Source organism: Trinickia sp. (genome assembly GCF_036503415.1).
Taxonomy (GTDB): Bacteria; Pseudomonadota; Gammaproteobacteria; order Burkholderiales; family Burkholderiaceae; genus Trinickia.
In genome coordinates, this window is record NZ_DASXWY010000100.1 from 39682 (window position 1) to 58766 (window position 19085).

Genomic DNA, 19085 nt, shown 5'->3' on the forward strand with positions numbered 1-19085 from the left:
TGCTCCCCGCGCCGTTATGCGAAACGGAGCACCGGGGGAGCGCAGCAGGGCATCAGAACTTCGCGCGGATGCCGGCGCCCACGGTTTGCCCCGTCGACAATCCGCTCAACTTGTCGTAGAGGTAGGCCGCGTAGACGTCGGTTCGCTTCGAGAGCGGGTAATCGTAGCCGAGCGCCCATGAGCGGCGCGTTTGATCGAGGCCGCCGCCATCACGCGAATAGGCGAACGAAGCCATGATGGAACCGGGCCCGGCCGGCACCGTCACGCCGCCTTGGCCCGTATTGACGTGCCAGCTGCCGCCGCCGAGCTGGTCGTTCTTCGTATACATGTATTGCGCATAGAACTTGGCGAACTTCAGATCGTAGCTGGCGCCGAGCTGGCCTACGCTCTGGCTCTTGAACGGCACGACGCTGCCGAACGCCGGCGGCACCGCGAGATCGCCGGGGCTGTTATTGAAATTGACGTACTGGAATACGCCCGTCGCGGCAAACGGGCCATGGAAGTAAAGAAATTGCGCGCTCCACTTTTTCGCGCCGTTCTGGCCGGCCTGATTCCCGAGCCCGTACATCACGCTACCCGATAACCCGTTGAAATCGGGCGTCGAGTACTGCACCGCATTGTTCCATCCCGAGTCGCCGACCACGCCGATATCGGTTGCGTAGGTCGCGCCGGTCGGCACCGCGGTGTTGCCGAGGAACACGTGGTAGACCATCGGCGAGAACGTATACGAATCGATGAACGGGTTGAACAGGATCGTCGAGACGAACAGATGCGTCGTCAGACGGCCGGCCGTGACGGTCCCGTAAGGCGACTGAATGCCGACGTAAGCATTGCGCGAGAAAAACGAATCGCCCGTGAAGCGGCCGAAGTTGCCGTTTTGAGCCCGGAAGAAATCTTCGAGCGTGAAGACCGCCTTGTAACCGCCGCCGAGATCCTCCGCACCCTTCAAACCCCAGTAGGACGTGGACATTCCGCCACCGCCGACGGTCCACGCCTTCTGGATGCCAGGAAATTGTTGCATGCCAACCCAGGTATCGACCTGGCCGTAGAGTTGCACACTCGATTGGGCGTAGGCGGCCGTGCCTGCCGCGGCCACGCTCGCGGCGGCGGCCAGTCGCAAACTGATTTTCAGCGCACGGCTGACGGTGCTTTTCATGAATTCTCCTATCGACGGACTCGGCGCTCGCGCACTGTCCCGGTCAATGCTGTGGTTGATTGGCATACGTCCGCGCGAACCGCTATGCCCGGTTCGCTCCCGGTTGGGGCGATGTCATCGTCGCGGACCATTTTTCCGGACAAAAATAAGTTTGCTTATTGCGGGTATAGCGGTTCGCATAACCGCGCGTTTGGCGCGCCGATTTCGGGCTTGGGGATTATGTTGACGCAGGCCGATGCGAGGTCAAAATTGTTTTGTCTTACCAGTGCGATACGGCGGCGCGCAGCGCTGCTCGCATGCAAAAAGTGTGGCGTGTTTGCATCACCCGTGAACGCGACGCGGGCGCACGCGGGCAATACCTCTTACCGGCCTAGTTGCGGTAGATGGAGGGGTCGGGCGGTCGCGAGCCGGGCGCGGGGGGACGGGGAACAGGGCGCGAGGTATCGCGCTCTTCGTTGTAGCGCGTCACCGCGTCGCGGATCGAACCGGCGCGCAAATAGGTGGCATTGCCTTGCGCCCGCGGCACGTTGCGTGCGTCCTGACTGATGGGCCGATAGGGGAAGCCGGAGGGCGGCGCGCTCGGCGCACCGACGAGACGCCCGCCGCGGCGAGCGCCGCGAGCGAGGGGGCCCTTGGGGCCGCGCCGCTGACCGTCCTCGGTATGGGCCGTCTGATAGAAGCCGGGCTCGGATCGCCCGGCGGAACGCGGCGCCTGATCGAGCCCGAACGGGCTCGCATGCGGCCTGAAACTGATGTTGTCCGCGTGCGGCTGCGCCCGCGCGAGCGGAATCGCGGCCGCGCAAAGCGCAACTGCCGTCCAACGTAAGAGGGTGTTGAAACTCCAATCCGCCATGATCGATTCAATCGCCCCCAAGCCCGGCACCGGGCGGTGCCGCACGCCATCCTTACCTGAAGGTCGTCGGAAGATTGGCTTTCGGGGGCCGCGTCCTGGTGTAATTTATGGGGCCCCCGGAAACGTGTCGAGGCAAAAAGTGTTAGGTGGGCGACGCCGTTGTAACGCGTTGTTACCGGTGGTGGTACTGTGGCGTCTTTTTCCTCAAACGTGGCGCGGCGGGCTGCCTCGATGAGCGCAGCATGCGTTCGTCGCCTGCCGTACGTCTCGTGGCCGCCCCATTCGAAAGGTCGTCATGCCCCGCCTGCCCTTCGTGATTCCCGATAACTTCACCCTCTCACTCATCGGCACGGTCGCGCTGGCGAGCGTCTTGCCCTGCCGCGGCGAAATCGCCGTCGCCGTGAACGTCGTCACGAATGTGGCGGTCGCGTTGCTCTTCTTTCTGCACGGTGCCAAGCTCTCGCGCGAAGCCGTGATCGCGGGCGCCACACATTGGCAATTGCATCTACTCGTGCTGGCGAGCACCTTCGTGCTCTTCCCGCTGCTCGGCCTGGCGCTGAAGCCGCTCATGGCGAGCTTCGTCACGCCGACGCTCTATATGGGCGTGTTGTTCCTCTGCACGTTGCCCTCCACCGTCCAATCGTCGATTGCGTTCACGTCGATCGCAAAGGGCAATGTGCCGGCTGCCGTTTGCGCGGCATCGGCCTCGAGCCTGATCGGCATTTTCGTCACACCGGCACTCGTCAGCCTCGTGCTCACGCATCAGACGAGCGCCTCCCGCTCAGCCTGGCATACCGTCGGCGATATCGTGCTGCAACTGCTCGTGCCATTCGTTGCGGGGCAACTGTTGCGCCCGGTTATCGGCCGATGGCTCGATCGCAATCGGCGCGTACTGCGATTCGTCGATCAGGGATCGATTCTGCTGGTCGTCTATATGGCGTTCAGCGAGGCGGTAATCGAGGGACTCTGGCATCACCTGTCCGCAGGCACGCTGGCCGCGCTATTACTCGTCAATGGCGCACTGCTCGGCGCCGCACTCGTCATTACGGCCTGGACCGGCAAGGCCTTACGATTCGACCGCGCCGATCGCATCACCCTCATCTTTTGCGGTTCGAAAAAAAGCCTGGCCTCGGGCATTCCAATGGCGAAGGTCATCTTTTCGGCTCAAGCGGTCGGCGCGATCGTGCTTCCGCTGATGCTCTTCCATCAGATGCAGCTCATGGTGTGTGCCGCGCTGGCTCAACGCTGGGGCCATCGCCATGCTCAAACCGCGGAGCGGCCGGCCGACGCGCCTTGAACGCGCCAGCGCCATAGCGGCGCTATTCGTCATATCAAATAAAAAATATAATCGAATGGAATAGGTCGATGCCGTCGTGCGGCATAACCCGGCCGAATGCAAACGGCAAACGTTTGCAATTGTTTGCAATTCGGCTGCGATTATTACGGCCCGAAAACGGCGGATTCCGGCAAACTCTTTTGCCGACATGGATATCCCGCCGCGGGTACCGCGCAGGCGCCCCTGTCATACCGCACACGATGCGGCGCAGCATTTTCCCGTCGGGTTACGGAATATCGTAAAAATCATCGCGCGGCATATTGGACGATATTAGAATGGCGTCTGCGAGCGGGGGGCGCTTTCCAAAAACGCCGCAGTTGCACTTTCAAGAGAGAAAATAAATGAGCAGCGAGGACCAGACTGACGAGGACCGTCAGGGCACGGCTCATTGGCCTCGTCGCAAGAGACGCTGGCGGGGATGGCGCGCCACGACGATCGACACGTCCGATGACACTCCGTCGTTCGACGATTACGCCGCGGAACGCCTGTGGTCATTCCTGTGCGCGCAGTTGGGAACGGCGCTGTTCGGTTATGTGGCGTTCGTTGCCGGCGACATCTGGCTGCGCCATCACAGCGGCCACGCCGCGGCTGGGTGGCCCGGCGTTCTGAGCGAGCTGGGCGCGCTGCCCGCGATGCCGATTGCCGCCGCGCTCGTGGTTGCATGGAGCCGGCGCGGCGCGTTGCGCGCGAGCATCGCCGCGCTCGTCGCCATTGCCGCGCTCGAAGCCGGACTCGCCTGGCATGTCCTGCAATGGGGCCCGCACGCCCAGTTGCTCCTGCCCGCGTTCGTACTGATTCCGCTGACGTTCAGTCCGGTATTGCTGCGCCGCTGGGATTTCGCGGCCGCCACCGTGCTCTCCATGGCCGGCCCGCTGGTACTCGTGCAGTGGGGCGCGCCCTCGGCGGGAGAGCGGTTCGGGCTGATCCTTTCGATGTTCGTCGCCGTTTGCACGAGCCTCGTCGCGAATCTCTTCGCGCTGCGCTCGCAAAAAAAGAGCTTCCGGCTCGAACAGCAGTTGCGAGCGTTCGCCGACATGGATGAACTGACTCAACTGCCGCGCAGGCGTCGTGTCTTCGAATTGGGTCGGCGCATACTGCAGCGCGCGGAACGCCATCGTCAGCCGTTCTCGGTCCTCTATATCGATGCCGACCACTTCAAATCGGTCAACGACCGGTTCGGCCACGAAGCGGGCGATCGGGCGCTGCGCCTGGTCTCGCGCGCGATCCAGGACGGTCTGCGGCCGAACGACGTCTGCGGCCGCTTCGGCGGCGAGGAATTCGTCGCGCTGTTGCCGAACACCGACCGGGACGATGCGGCGCGCGTCGCCGAACGGCTGCGCAAACGCGTCGAGGAGATGCGGCAGTTCGAGGTTGCGCTGACGATCAGCGTTGGCGTGGCGCAACACCTGCCGGGCGAACAGATCGACCGCGTGATCCGGCGCGCGGATGCGGCGCTGCTCGATGCGAAAGGCAGCGGACGCAATCGTGTGGTGATCGCGCCGCATCCGTCCGATACAGACCCAACCGCCGGCATCGCGAAAGACGCCAGCCGCGTATCGGGCGCGCCACGCGAAGCTCAGACGGCGATACAGCGGCAGGAACTCGCCGCTGAGTGACGCCGAATTCGGCGAAGGGCGCATCCAGGCGCAAATGGATGCCGATGCGAGGCGAACACGCAGCGGACAGGCGATATCACCGCCTCCCGCAAGCGTCGCACCAGCGCAGTGCATCGCTTCATAAAAAATTCACTTAACTATCAAGTGGCTGCGTCGTTAAGTCGATGGTCCCTCTACTACGGCCGTCGCCCTGCCATGTCATCCCGTCTTCCGTCGTTCTCGAGCGCTCCGAAAGTCGCTGAACTCATCGAGGCGCGCGCCCTTGCCGCCGTATTTCAGCCCATCGTCGATTTCGACGGCGGCACTATCCTCGGCTACGAAGGCCTCATCCGCGGTCCTGCCGGCACGCCGCTCGAGTCGCCGGGCGCGCTGTTCGCGCAAGCCGCGCGCGAGGGACTCTCGGTCAGGCTCGAGCACGCGGCGGCCGAAACCTGCGTGGCCGCGTTCGCCGCGCTCGGTTGCGAGGGCAAGCTCTTCTTGAACTTCAGCGCCGAAGCCATCGTCTCGCTCGGCCAGACGCGCGAGCGCACGGCTGAACTGCTCGGCCGATACGGGATGCCGATCGAGCGGCTCGTGCTCGAGTTGACCGAGCAATGCGCGATCGAAAACGTCGCGGGATTCGAGCCCATCGTGGCAGCCTTGCGCGAGACCGGAGCGCAATTCGCGCTCGACGATTACGGCACGGCCAATGCCAGCATGAATCTCTGGGTGCGGCTACAGCCCGATGTCGTCAAGATCGATCGCTTTTTCATCGACGACATCGCCAACGATCCGCTCAAGTTCGAAGCGGTCCGTGCCATGCAGCATTTCGCGGGCGCGAGCGGCGCGCGCCTCGTGGCCGAGGGAATCGAAAACGAGGCCGATCTCATCGTGGTACGTGATATGGGTATCGCGTTCGGACAGGGCTACTTCTTCGGCCGGCCCGCGGCGCGGGCGCAAAGGCGCCTCGCCGAACCGGCGCGCGAAGCGCTCGCGGCCGGGCATATCGCGGTCTTTCCCCGCGCGACGCGCAGTCAGTTGCCCGGTTCGCCCTCCGGCGGCGTCGCGGCAGCGAAGATGCTGGTGCCGGCGCCCGCGGTGCCGCGCAGTGCGACCAACAACGATGTACTCGAACTGTTCAACCGGCTGCCTGCGCTGCATGCGCTCGCCGTCGTCGAAAACGACGAGCCGATCGCGCTCGTCAACCGCCGCGGCTTCATGGACCGCTATGCGCTGCCCTACCACCGCGAGCTCTTCGGCAAACGGCCGTGCCTGCTGTTTGCGAACGCCGCGCCCGTCGTCATCGAAAAATCGATGACCGTCGAGCAGATGGCCAAGCTGCTGGCGAGCGACGATCAGCGCTACCTGGCCGATGGCTTCGTCATTACGGACCAGGGCAAATATCTGGGCCTCGGCACCGGCGAAAGCCTCGTGCGTGCCGTGACGGAAGTCCGCATCGAAGCGGCGCGCTACGCGAATCCGCTCACCTTCTTGCCGGGCAATATTCCGATCAGCTCGCACATTGCCCGCCTCGTCGAGCATCGAGTCGAATTCCACGCGTGCTACGTCGATCTGAACCACTTCAAGCCGTTCAACGACCGGTACGGCTATTGGCATGGCGACGAAGTACTCAAGTTCGCCGCGGCCGTGCTCGCCAAGGCCTGCGATCCGACGCGCGATTTTCTCGGACACGTTGGCGGAGACGATTTCCTGATTCTGTTTCAGAGCGAGGATTGGCGCGAGCGTGCCCACGCGGCGATCGCCGCGTTCAACGAGGGCGCGCTCGGTTTTTATGCGGACGAGGACCGCGCGGCCGGCGGCATTCAAGGCGAGGACCGGCGCGGCAATCCAACGTTTTTCGGCTTCGTGACGATGGCGATCGGCTGTGTGCGCGTGTGGCCCGCGGCGCCCGATCTCGCACGTTACGGCAGCGAAGAGATCGCCTCCGTCGCCGCTCTCGCCAAACATCGGGCGAAACAGGAGCCGAGCGGCTTTTTCCTGATCGATGTCGACGAAGGCGCGGCAACGTTGCACTTGCATGAGCACGCCCTCGGCACGGCGCGCACGGCCGCAACGATGAACTGAGCGCCGCGCGGCGGCGCCGCTCGCTCACCGAACCGCCCTGTTTAGTTGTTTTTACTAAACTACAGAATGTTCTGATCTGCCCTACCCGACTGGCTTTCGAGGGACTTCCACGACATCCGTGGCCGCATTTTCGCGATTTTTACTATACAATCGCCGGAACTCGGGATCGCAGGAATCGAAAGCGCAGCACCATGAGCACGACCATTCGCGATATCGCCCGCGCGGCAAACGTGTCGATCGGCACTGTCTCGCGGGCCCTCAAGAACCAGCCTGGTTTGTCGGAAGCCACGCGGGCGCGCGTCGTCGAGACGGCACAGCGCCTCGGCTATGACGCTGCGCAGTTGCGCCCGAAAATCCGGCGCCTGACCTTCCTGCTGCACCGGCAGCACAACAATTTCGCCGCAAGCCCGTTTTTCTCGCATGTCTTGCACGGCGTGGAGAACGCCTGCCGTGCGCGCGGTATCGTGCCTTCCCTGCTGACGGCGGGGCCGACGGAAGACATCGGCGAGCAGTTGCGCCTGCACGCACCGGATGCGATCGCGGTAGCCGGCTTCGTCGAACCGGAAACGCTTGCGGCGCTCGTCGCGATGGACCGGCCGCTCGTGCTGATCGACCTGTGGGCGCCGAATCTGCGCTCAGTCAATCTCGATAACGGCGCGGGCGCCGCGCTGGCAATGCGACATCTGTTCGCCATGAACCGCACGCGCGTAGCATTCATCGGCGGCTCGCTCGCCCATTACAGCATTGCCCAGCGCGCGCTCGGCTATCGCCGGGCCTTCTTCGAGGCGGGGCTGCTCTTCGATCCATCCCTCGAAGCGACGATCGACGCGAGCCTCGCGCCGGATATGGCGGCGGCCCAGGCGATGCAGCGTCTGCTCGACACGCACACCGGGGCCGAACGGCCGAACGCGGTTTTCGCCTACAACGACGTGGCGGCGCTGGCCGCGATGCGCGTGTGCCTGGCTCGCGGCTTGCGCGTGCCGGACGATATTGCGATCGTCGGGTTCGACGATATTCCCGCGTCGGCCCACGCCGCCCCGCCGCTCACGACTGTCGCCGCCGACAAGGAGGCGCTTGGCGTGCGCGGAGTCGAACTGCTGCTCGACGATGCCCCCGGGGAAACCGACGTCCGCCTGCCCGTCGAACTCGTCGTGCGTGCAAGCAGCGCGGGCGCGGCAGCCTCCCATGACCCGCACGTGGCGCGAACCGCCGTGGCTCCAACGGAAACGACACCATGACGAAGCTACCCAACGCCGGTAAAACGACAAAGCCCGCGAACATGCTGTTCGGCCCCATCCATACGAACTCGACGGTCCCGCCCGTCGATGATTTTCGCGATCGTGAATTCCTGCTCGGACATGTTGCCGATACGCTCGCGTTCTATGCGCCTTCGGCACACGATCCTTCCGGCGGCTTTTATCACTACTTCAAGGACGACGGCACCGTCTACGACCGCACGACGCGCCACCTCGTCAGCAGTTGCCGCTTCGTCTACAACTATGCGATGGCCTATCGCCACTTCGGCGATCCGCAATACCTCGACTATGCGCGTCATGCACTCGCTTTCCTGCGCGATGCGCACTGGGACGCCGAGCATGCGGGGTACGACTGGGAAATCGAATGGCGCCATCGAGAGAAGCGCACACTCGACGGCACGCGGCACTGCTATGGGCTCGCGTTCGTGCTGCTCGCGCAGTCGCACGCCGCCGCGGCCGGCATCGAGGAGGCTCGCCGCCAGGTCGCGGAAACGTTCGAGCTGATGGAGCGGCGTTTCTGGGACCCGGCCGCCGGCCTCTACGCCGACGAAGCCACCCCCGACTGGCATGTCTCCACCTACCGCGGCCAGAACGCGAACATGCACGCAACCGAGGCGCTGCTCGCGGCCTACGAGGCGACGGGCCATCTCGTCTATCTCGATCGGGCCGAGCGCATTGCGACGAATATCACCCAGCGCCAGGCGAAGCTTTCGCATAGCCTCGTCTGGGAGCATTTCCACGCCGACTGGTCCGTCGACTGGCACTACAACGAAGACGACAGCTCGAACATTTTCCGTCCCTGGGGCTTCCAACCGGGGCATCAGACCGAATGGGCGAAGCTGCTGCTGATACTCGAGCGGCACCGCCCGCTGCCGTGGCTGCTGCCGCGCGCGGTGGAGCTTTTCGACGCCGCGCTGACGCACGCCTGGGACGACGAGCACGGCGGCCTGTGCTACGGCTTCGCACCCGACGGCACCGTTTGCGATCACGACAAGTACTTCTGGGTGCAGGCTGAGACGCTCGCCTCGGCGGCGCTCTTGGGCCAGCGTACGGGCAGCGAGCGCTTCTGGGACTGGTACGACGAGATCTGGCGCTACAGCTGGACGCATTTCGTCGATCATCGCCACGGCGCGTGGTACCGCATCCTGACGTGCGACAACCGCAAGTACAGCGACGAGAAGAGTCCGGCCGGGAAGACCGACTATCACACGATGGGTGCCTGCTACGAAGTGCTGAACGCACTCGATGACGGACAGACGCCCCCTCAACCGGACGAACGTTCATGAGCACACCCCACGCCGCCGGTCTCCCGCTTTTCGTCAGCGCGGGCGATATCCTCACCGATCTCGTACGCGAACGGGATTCGCGTTGGCTCTCGCATCCGGGCGGGGCGGGCTGGAACGTCGCACGCGCGGTGGCGCGGCTCGGCGTGCCGAGCGCGTTCGCCGGTGCGATCGGCTCCGATTGTTTTTCGGACGAGCTCTGGCAGGCGAGCCTCGACGCCGGACTCGACATGCGCTTCATCCAGCGCTCCCAACGCCCGCCTCTGTTGGCCATCGTCCATCAGGCACACCCGCCCGCGTACTTTTTCATCGGCGAGGCCAGCGCCGATCTGGCATTCGATCCCGCACGCCTGCCCGAGGGCTGGAGCGCGGCCGCACAGTGGGCGCACTTCGGCGGAATCAGCCTCGCACGCCAGCCGCTCGCGGCCACGCTTGTCGCGCTCGCGGCGGATTTGCGCGCTCGCGGCGTGAAAATCAGCTTCGATCCGAACTATCGCAACCTGATGGAGCACGGCTATCGTCCCACGCTCGAAACGATGGTCGGACTGGCCGATCTCGTCAAAGTGTCGGACGAGGATCTGCGGTGCCTGTTCGGCACCGACGAAGACTCGGCGCTCGCCAGCCTGCGCGCGATGAACCCGCAAGCCGCGATTCTCGTCACGCGCGGGCCGCATACCGCCACGTTCCTCGCCGGGGGCGAAACGATCGAGGCAGCGCCGCCGCGCGTCGAAGTCGTGGACACGGTCGGCGCCGGCGACGCCTCGATCGGCGGTTTTCTGTTCAGCACGATGCGCTGGCCTCAGCGCAGCGGGCGCGAGCATCTGTCGTTCGCGCTGGCCGCCGGGGCGGCGGCGTGCGGGCATGCGGGAGCGCATTCGCCGACGCTCGACGAGGTGGTCGCGCTCATGCCCGCGCAGTAGCGGCCCAAAAGGCCCGCTGGCCATCGAAACGGGTCGTCCAACGCGTGCTAGGATGCAACAGCATCCACTCCAAATGAAAGGAGCGGCATCATGGACGACGTGACCTACACCAAGGGCATCTATACGGCGACGGCTGCCGTGCGACCGCTCGACAACGGGCAATTCCAAGGCGTCGTATCACTGGCCCGCGACGACGCTACGGCTCCCGAGACGACGGCTTACGAGGTGGAAGCGCCAAGTCCGAGTGCTGTCGAAGCCCTCGAGGAGGCCAAGGCGCTCGCGCATCGCATCCTCGGCGAGCTCGAGTTCTAGCGAGTCGCTCTGGAGGGCGTGGCAGGTCGCCTCGCTTTGTAGGCCTGCTTATTTATAGGCCATGCTTCATGGACCGCTTCGCGAACACCCTTTTTCGTTCGCAGACCCCTTTTCCGGAACTCGCGCCTGGCCAGCGCGGCAGGAGGCGAACATGGTCGAACAACTCTATCTTTATGGCGTCTATTCGATTCACGTCCGTGCGATCGAGCTCGAGGGCGCCCGCTGGGACGCGGAGTACGAAATCCGCCACCAGGACAAACCGGTGCAGAAGTGGACGACGGTCGGCGGCGACAGCGGCTATGCGACCGAAGACGAAGCGATCGACGCCGCCCACAAGCGCGCCGTGACCGACATCGAGCATGGCGCCGGCGTGCCGAAGCCCAAAGCGTTCCCCTGATCGGCAATCGCGCGGCACCGTGTTACGCTCGGGCCGCATCCACTCCGAGGCCCGCGCGAATGCCAGCCAATACGTCAGCACGCAACGGAACGACCGCTTCGCAAGAGGCGCCGGCGGGCCGCGCGCGCCAAGCGTCGGCAGGCGCCCCGGAGAGCGCCGGCGTGCGCGCGCGCCGCGGCCGCATCTTACGCATGCAAACCGGAAACACGGTGGTATCGCACGGTCTGCCCGATCACGATCTGCACGATATCTATCACCGCGCATTGACGGCGAGCTGGCCCATGTTTTTCATGTCCCTCGCCGCTTTCTTCGTACTCCTGAATACGGTTTTCGCGAGCCTTTATCTGCTCGGTCACGAGCCCATCGCCAATCAGTCTCCAACCGGGTTTCTCGGCGCGTTCTTTTTCAGCGTGGAGACGCTCGCGACGGTCGGCTATGGCGATATGCACCCGCAGACGACCTATGCGCACCTGATCGCGACGCTCGAAATATTCACCGGCATGTCGAGCATCGCGTTGGCGACGGGCCTGATCTTCGTGCGCTTCTCGCGCCCTCGCGCGCGCATCATGTTCGCGCGCTACGCAGTCGTGCGCCAGCTCGACGGCCGGCTCACGCTGATGGTCCGCGCCGCCAATGCGAGGCAAAACGTCATAGTCGAAGCGGGTGCCAAACTGCGCCTCATGCGCTACGAGACCACCCCGGAGGGCTACTCGCTCTGGCGCATTTCGGATCTCGCGCTCCTGCGCGATCGCCATCCGATCTTCCTGCTCGGCTGGGTGTTGATGCATGTGATCGACGAGTCGAGCCCGCTTTACGGCGCAACGGCCGAGAGCCTCGCCGCGTCCCGCGCCTCGCTGCTGATTCACATCGAAGGGTCGGACGAAACCACGACGCAATCGATGCAAGCGCGCTATACGTGGCCGAACGAACAGATTCTCTGGGACCATCGATTCGTCGATCTGCTCCAGGACGACGAACGCGGCGTCCGCCATATCGATTACACGCACTTTCACGAGGTCGTCCCCATCGAAGACGGCGACGACGCGCCCGCGGGCTCGGCACAAGTCAGAAGTTGAATTCACTCCTATCCCGATCTATTCGGGCAGAAATTCGCACGATAAGCGCCACCGGCGCGCGATAAAGCAAAAACTCTCCACTATTGCCGCGAAAGAATGGAGGCTTGGCCCTGGCGCGACGCCGCGTCGCGGGCCTGCCGCCTGCGCACGTACCGCGCGGCGCAATAACTGGAGACACCCGTCATGACCGCGCGCCTGGCCCTCGAGGGCACCCCCGCCCTATCCGAATATCGGCTCACCGATAACCTGAGCGCCACGCAGGGCCGCATCTTTCTGACCGGAACGCAGGCTCTCGTGCGGCTGATGTTGATGCAGCGGCGCCTCGACCGGGCACGCTCGCTCGAGACGGCCGGCTTCGTGAGCGGCTATCGCGGCTCGCCGCTGGGCATGGTCGATCAGCAGATGTGGAAAGCGAAGAAGCTGCTCGACGCGGACGACATCCGCTTCCTGCCCGCGATCAACGAGGAACTCGGCGGCACAGCGGTGCTCGGCACGCAGCGTGTGGAAGCCGACGAAGCGCGCACCGTCGACGGCGTCTTCGCGATGTGGTACGGCAAGGGGCCCGGCGTCGACCGCGCCGGCGACGCCCTCAAGCACGGCAACGCGTACGGCTCGTCGCCGCATGGCGGCGTGCTGGTCGTGGCCGGTGACGACCATGGCTGTGTGTCGTCGTCGATGCCCCATCAAAGCGACTTCACGATGATGTCGTGGCAAATGCCGATCGTGAATCCGGCGAACGTTTCGGACATGCTCGAATTCGGCCTCTACGGCTTCGCGCTGTCGCGCTTCTCGGGCGCCTGGGTCGGTTTCAAGGCGATTTCGGAGACCGTCGAATCGGGGTCGACCGTCGATCTCGATGCACTCACGACGCAGTGGAACGCGCCGGTCGACTTCACGCCGCCCGCCGATGGCCTGTACAACCGGTGGCCCGATCTGCCGAGTCTCGCCATCGAGGCACGGCTCGCGGCGAAGCTCGACGCGGTGCGAGCCTTCGCGCGCGTCAACAGCATCGACCGATGGATCGCGCCGAGCCCGCATGCCACCGTCGGCATCGTCACGTGCGGCAAAGCGCATCTCGATCTCATGGAAGCACTGAGAAGGCTCGACCTCACCGTCGAGGAGCTCGAGGCCGCCGGCGTGCGGATCTATCAAGTCGGTCTCTCGTTTCCGCTCGAAACGACGCGGCTCGATACGTTTGTCCAGGGCCTCGGCGAAGTCTTCGTCATCGAGGAAAAAGGCCCCGTGGTCGAACAGCAGATCAAGGAACACCTTTTCAACCGCGAGGCGGATACGCGCCCCCTCGTGATCGGCAAACGCGATGCGGGCGGCGCCCCGCTGCTACCGGCGACAGGCGAATTGCGGCCCTCGCGCGTGCTGCCGCATTTCGCTCAATGGCTCGCTCGCGTCAAGCCGGCGCTCGACAGGCGCGAGCGCGTGGTCGATCTCGTCGCGCCGCAGATTCTCTCGAATGCCGCCGATGCCGTGAAGCGCACGCCCTACTTTTGCTCGGGTTGCCCGCACAATACGTCGACGCGCGTGCCCGAGGGCTCGGTCGCGCAAGCCGGCATCGGCTGCCACTTCATGGCTTCCTGGATGGAGCGCGATACGACGGGGCTCATTCAAATGGGCGGCGAAGGGGTGGACTGGGCCTCGCACTCGATGTTCACGAAGACGCGCCACGTCTTCCAAAATCTCGGCGACGGCACCTATTTCCACTCCGGCATCCTCGCCATCCGGCAGGCGGTTGCCGCGAATACGAACATCACCTACAAGATTCTCTACAACGATGCGGTCGCGATGACGGGCGGTCAGCCCGTGGACGGCAGTATCTCGGTACCGCAGATTGCGCGGCAGGTCGAAGCGGAAGGCGTGTCGCGTTTCGTCGTCGTCTCGGACGAGCCGCACAAGTACGACGGGCACCATGCGCTCTTTCCCAAGGGGACGACGTTTCACGATCGCAGCGAGCTCGATGCCGTGCAGCGGATGTTGCGCGAGATCGAAGGCGTGACCGTGCTCATCTACGATCAGACCTGTGCGGCCGAGAAGCGGCGGCGGCGCAAGAAGGGCGAGTATCCCGATCCCGACCGGCGCCTGTTCATCAACGAGGCCGTCTGCGAAGGCTGCGGCGACTGCGGGGTGCAGTCCAACTGCCTGTCCGTCGAACCTGTCGAGACGCCGCTCGGCCGCAAGCGCCGCATCGACCAGTCCTCTTGCAACAAGGACTTCTCGTGCGTCAACGGCTTTTGCCCGAGCTTCGTCACCGTGCTCGGCGGCAGACTCAAAAAGGCCGCGGGCATCGCGTTCGACGAAGCTTCGCTGGCCCGGCGCGTCGATGCGTTGCCGCAGCCGGGCGCGGCGCTCGGCGACGCGCCTTACGATATTCTCGTCACGGGCGTGGGCGGGACCGGCGTCGTGACAGTGGGCGCCCTCATCAGCATGGCCGCGCATCTCGAGGGCAAGAGCGCATCCGTGCTCGATTTCATGGGCTTCGCGCAAAAAGGCGGCGCCGTGCTCTCGTATGTGCGCTTTGCCGCGCGCGATGCGTTCCTCAATCAGGTGCGCATCGATACGCAGCAAGCCGACGTACTGCTGGCCTGCGACATGGTCGTGGGCGCGAGCCCGGATGCGCTGCAAACGGTGCGGCACTCGCGCACGCGGATCGTCGTCAACACGCATGCCATTCCGAATGCCGCGTTCGTGCGCAACCCCGATGCGAGTCTCGAGAGCGAGGCACTGCTGGCCAAGATGCGACACGCCGCGGGCAGCGAATTCATGTCCACGTGCGATGCACAAAGCGTCGCGGCCAGGTTCCTGGGCGACACCATCGGCGCGAATATCCTGATGCTCGGCTTTGCCTGGCAACTCGGACTCGTACCGGTCTCGCTCGCGGCACTCATGCGCGCGATCGAACTCAACAACGTCGCGGTGCCGATGAACCGGCTCGCGTTTTCGATCGGGCGCCTCGCGGCTGGCGACCCGGCCGGACTCGACGCGTTATGGGACGAGCGGCACGCGCCACGCGGTGCTCGCTCGCATGGCTTCTCGACCGATGAGGCCGCCGATGGGGCTGCCGACTCCACCGCCGCACTCGATGCGCTCGTTGCCGATCGCGAAGCGCGGCTCGCGGCGTACGGCGGTGCCCGCTATGTCGAACGCTACCGCGCCCTCGTCGGGCTCGCGCGCGAAGCCGACGCCCGCGCCCCGGGCGCACGCATCGCGCAGGCGGTAGCCACGGCGTTTTATCGCCTGCTCGCAGTCAAGGACGAATACGAAGTCGCGCGGCTTTATCGCGATGCCGAATTTCGCGGCGCGCTCGAAGCGCAATTCGAAGGCAGCGCAGGCAAGGACTTCAAGATTCGCTTCAACCTTGCGCCGCCCGCACTTTCGAAGGCCAAGGCGGGCGGTGTGCCGCGCAAGATCGCATTCGGACAATGGTTGTGGCCGGTGTTCGGAGCGTTGGCTCGTTGCCGCGGGCTGCGCGGCACCGCGTTCGATCCGTTCGGCAGGACGCTCGAACGGCGCATGGAGCGTGCACTTGCTTACGACTACGAGCAAACCATGAAACGCGCATTTGCGATCGTCGGCACTGCGACGGCCGCCGACGTTGCGACGCTTGCCGGCCTTTACGCGCGGGTGCGCGGCTATGGCCACGTCAAGCTCGCGAATCTCGCGGCAATGAAACGCAGCGAGCGCGAGATCGCGGCCCGGCTGGCGATCGAGCCGGCAACGAGCCCCGACGTGCAGCGCGCGCTCGACGAAGCGCGCGGCGCTCGAGCGCTGCGGGGGATACCGGTGGTCGTCGCGGGGAAGTAGAGAGCGGCTTTCATTCCATCGAGGCTTCGTCCTCTACCCAGTCGATATCGCCGCACAGCACGCACAGCCGTTCGCCGATCCGGACGGCGAGCGAGATCGTGACGCAGGGCAACGCCTCGTTGATCGAAAGATAGGGCTTCGTCGCGTGGACGCGATCGGGCATTTCCATCGCCGCCCGAAAATACGGCCGGCGCATCCAGTTCGCGCCCTCGGCATCGGCAACCGGCATGAAACGCGCCTCTTGGCCCGGGCGATCCGCGCGCAGCACGATGTTGCGGCCCGCCTGGCGCCCTTCGGAATCGAGCAGAAAGCAGCGCGCGGCATGGTCGAGCGCCAGAAAATTCCAGCAAACCTCCTCCAACGGCTCGCCGGCCGCAATCCGTTCGCCGGCTCGCGCGAACGCGCGCAAATAAGGCGCGAGCCGCGCGGCACGGCGTCGCTCGCGCGATTCCGTCTCCGAGCGGTGATGCGCGGCGAGTTCCCCGACGCGCGCGGCAGCGTAGCCGCTATCGGCCGGGCCCGCAGCCGGCCTGCCGAAGTAAAAGCCCTGAACGAAATCGGCGTCGCTGGCGAAGGCGAGTTGCGCCTCGTGTTCGGTCTCGACACCCTCGATCAGCACGAGCTTGCCGGCTTCGTGCAACAACGCGACGAAGCCCGGCAGAATCGCGGCCGCCGGCGTGCGATGCGCCGCATGCGAAAGCATCATCCGGTCGATTTTGACGATGTCGGGATCGAGCTGCCACACGCGCTCGAGATTCGAATCGCCGGCGCCAAAGTCATCGAGCGCGATGAGGAACCCGAGTTCGCGAAAACGCCGCGCCTCCTCGGCGATGCGCTCGAAATCGTGTATCCGGTCCTCGTGGATCTCGAGCACGATGCGCCGCGGCGGCAAAGCGAGCCTCGATAGACTCGCGGCAAACGCGGCCGCATGGTAGGACTCGGTCAGCGCACCCGCATGCACATTCAGGAACAGCCACTCGCGCTCGGCACCGAGCATCTTGAAGTTCTCGAGGTGCAGCGCCATCGCGAGCCGGTCCACATGATGGAGCTCGCCTTGCCGCGACGCCTCGCCGAATACGTCGAGCGGCGGCACCGGACAATCGAAGGAGTCGTGCGCGCGCAGCAAACCCTCGTAACCCACCGCGCGCAAGTGAGCCAGGCTGAAGATAGGTTGAAATACGCTCGTGAAGGTCAGCTCGCGGTGCCGCAGCGCGTAACGCTGCAATCCGGAGACCATATCGAGTTCGAAACCGGCCGGCGGCGTCACCGGCGCGTCTTGCAACGCGCTCATCATGCGCGCCTCCGGCCGGCGTTTTCGATCGAAGTGAATGGGTTCATTGGGGGAGCTCCTCGGAATGATCTTATTGACGGCTACCGCCACCAAGCAAGCTCCGTGCGCAACCGCGCGGCATCCCGCAAACCGCGCCGCTCGCGCATCACGTCGGGGCACTGCGCGCACGACGCACCGCGAAGGTGCGCATTTCGCGCCATGCGCGTGCCTCGCGCGCGCTCAAAGCACCGGACCGGACGCGGCTTCGCGCCGCAACAGTGCATAGAGGATGATGGCCCCGAATGTCGCGGTCCCGATCCCGCCCAGCGCGAAACCGCCGAACTTCAGTGAGAAGTCGCCCGCGCCGAGTACCAGCGTGACGGCTGCGACGATGAGGTTGCGGTTGTCCGAGAAGTCGACCCGGTTCGCCACCCAGATCCGCGCACCCGTGACGGCGATGAGCCCGAAGACCACGATCGAGACGCCGCCGAGCACGGGCCCGGGTATCGTTTCGATCAACGCCCCGAACTTCGGCGAGAAGCCGAGCCCGATCGCAATGATCGCGGCGACGACGAACACGATCGTCGAATAGATCTTGGTGACCGCCATGACGCCTATGTTCTCGGCATAGGTGGTGACTCCCGTGCCGCCCGACATGCCGGACACGATCGTCGCCAGCCCATCGCCCACGAACGCGCGGCCAATGTAACGGTCGAGGTTCTGCCCGGTCATCGCACTCACGGCCTTGATGTGCCCAAGATTCTCGGCAACGAGGATCACCGCGACCGGCGCGATCAGCAGCATGGCGTGCGGGTCGAAGACCGGCGAGCGGAAATGCGGCATGCCGAACCAGGCCGCATTGGCCACGCTCGCGAAGTCGATCGGCCGGCCGATGCCCATGCCATTGGCGAGCACCGCGTAGAGCGCGTACGCAGCGATGAGGCCGACGAGAATCAGCAGCCGCTGCACCATGCCGCGCGCGAACACAGCGACGATGCCAACGCACAGCACCGTGACGAGCGCCATCCACGAATCGAAGGCCGACGTGCTGACACCTCTCACGGCGATCGGTGCGAGGTTCAGGCCGATGACCGCAACAACGGCTCCGGTGACGACCGGGGGCATCAGCGTTTCGATCCAGCGCGTGCCGATGGCCGCGACGATCAGGCCGATGACGACATAAGCCGCGCCACAGGCAACGATGCCGCCGAGCGCCACAGGAATGTTCGGATTCGGGCCGTGGCCAGCATAGGCCGTTACCGCGATGACGAGCCCGATGAACGAAAAGCTGGAGCCGAGATAGCTCGGCACACGTCCGCCCACGAGCACGAAAAAGAGCAGCGTGCCGATGCCCGACATGAAAATGCAGAGATTCGGATCGAAGCCCATCAGCAGTGGCGCAAGCACCGTAGAGCCGAACATGGCGACGACGTGCTGTACGCCCATTGCGATCGTCTGCGGCCATGCGAGCCGTTCGTCGGGCCCGACGATACGGCCTTCGACGGCACGCGGCGCGAGGCGCCAGCGCGGGAAATAGGAATCGGCCATGCTCGTGGGGCTCCTTTTTATATCGGCGTCGACGCGCCGCGCAAACAGCGCCAACAGCGCCGCCTGTTGGTGGAATCACGCGCGAGTTTAAGGAGGGCCGGTTGCCCTGGCAAGCTGTGCGCCGTTCGAGGAAGCCCCGGTCTCGAGGCGCGCCGCCCCCTTCTCGACAGTCGGACCTCCTGCGG

At 65.0% G+C, this 19085-nt stretch carries 14 protein-coding genes; 10 read left to right on the plus strand and 4 right to left on the minus strand.

Annotation, left to right across the window (positions count from 1 at the left end):
- Positions 1-52: 52 nt before the first annotated feature.
- Together VGL01_RS13615 and VGL01_RS13620 are read right to left on the minus strand one after the other, a co-directional pair.
- Positions 53-1156 (minus strand): porin, encoded by a 1104-nt coding sequence (locus tag VGL01_RS13615; protein WP_331570109.1) that lies wholly within the window; start codon positions 1154-1156, stop codon positions 53-55.
- Positions 1157-1526: 370 nt separating this feature from the next.
- A complete protein-coding gene (locus tag VGL01_RS13620; RefSeq protein ID WP_331570111.1) occupies positions 1527-2009 on the minus strand; it encodes a hypothetical protein in 483 nt (160 codons plus the stop codon).
- 295 nt (positions 2010-2304) lie between these two features.
- On the opposite strand from VGL01_RS13620, the gene VGL01_RS13625 reads away from it, so the two are divergent.
- From VGL01_RS13625 to VGL01_RS13670, 10 genes are all read left to right on the plus strand, one after another.
- Positions 2305-3306, plus strand: coding sequence for a bile acid:sodium symporter family protein (locus tag VGL01_RS13625; RefSeq protein ID WP_331570113.1), 1002 nt, complete (start codon positions 2305-2307; stop codon positions 3304-3306).
- Positions 3307-3686: 380 nt separating this feature from the next.
- The gene (locus VGL01_RS13630) at positions 3687-4961 is read left to right on the plus strand and encodes a GGDEF domain-containing protein (RefSeq protein WP_331570115.1); all 1275 of its coding nucleotides are present in this window, start codon (positions 3687-3689) and stop codon (positions 4959-4961) included.
- Positions 4962-5156: 195 nt separating this feature from the next.
- A complete protein-coding gene (locus VGL01_RS13635; protein ID WP_331570117.1) occupies positions 5157-7025 on the plus strand; it encodes a phosphodiesterase in 1869 nt (622 codons plus the stop codon).
- 191 nt (positions 7026-7216) lie between these two features.
- A complete protein-coding gene (locus tag VGL01_RS13640; RefSeq protein WP_331570119.1) occupies positions 7217-8263 on the plus strand; it encodes a LacI family DNA-binding transcriptional regulator in 1047 nt (348 codons plus the stop codon).
- Positions 8260-9567, plus strand: coding sequence for an AGE family epimerase/isomerase (locus VGL01_RS13645; RefSeq protein ID WP_414720249.1), 1308 nt, complete (start codon positions 8260-8262; stop codon positions 9565-9567). The genes VGL01_RS13640 and VGL01_RS13645 overlap by 4 nt, the downstream gene beginning before the upstream one ends.
- Positions 9564-10484: a carbohydrate kinase gene (locus VGL01_RS13650; RefSeq protein ID WP_331570121.1), complete on the plus strand. Its 921-nt coding sequence runs from the start codon at positions 9564-9566 to the stop codon at positions 10482-10484. The genes VGL01_RS13645 and VGL01_RS13650 overlap by 4 nt, the downstream gene beginning before the upstream one ends.
- A gap of 90 nt (positions 10485-10574) precedes the next feature.
- The gene (locus VGL01_RS13655; RefSeq protein WP_331570123.1) at positions 10575-10796 is read left to right on the plus strand and encodes a hypothetical protein; all 222 of its coding nucleotides are present in this window, start codon (positions 10575-10577) and stop codon (positions 10794-10796) included.
- Between the two features lie 151 nt (positions 10797-10947).
- The gene (locus VGL01_RS13660; protein ID WP_331570125.1) at positions 10948-11193 is read left to right on the plus strand and encodes a DUF6566 family protein; all 246 of its coding nucleotides are present in this window, start codon (positions 10948-10950) and stop codon (positions 11191-11193) included.
- Positions 11194-11384: 191 nt separating this feature from the next.
- Positions 11385-12269, plus strand: coding sequence for an ion channel (locus VGL01_RS13665; protein WP_331570127.1), 885 nt, complete (start codon positions 11385-11387; stop codon positions 12267-12269).
- A gap of 183 nt (positions 12270-12452) precedes the next feature.
- Positions 12453-16082: an indolepyruvate ferredoxin oxidoreductase family protein gene (locus VGL01_RS13670; protein ID WP_331570129.1), complete on the plus strand. Its 3630-nt coding sequence runs from the start codon at positions 12453-12455 to the stop codon at positions 16080-16082.
- A gap of 10 nt (positions 16083-16092) precedes the next feature.
- Here the strand turns inward: VGL01_RS13670 and VGL01_RS13675 are convergent, their stop codons facing one another.
- Positions 16093-17376 (minus strand): EAL domain-containing protein, encoded by a 1284-nt coding sequence (locus tag VGL01_RS13675; RefSeq protein WP_331570131.1) that lies wholly within the window; start codon positions 17374-17376, stop codon positions 16093-16095.
- 216 nt (positions 17377-17592) lie between these two features.
- The gene (locus VGL01_RS13680) at positions 17593-18900 is read right to left on the minus strand and encodes a solute carrier family 23 protein (RefSeq protein WP_331570133.1); all 1308 of its coding nucleotides are present in this window, start codon (positions 18898-18900) and stop codon (positions 17593-17595) included.
- Between the last annotated feature and the right edge of the window lie 185 nt (positions 18901-19085).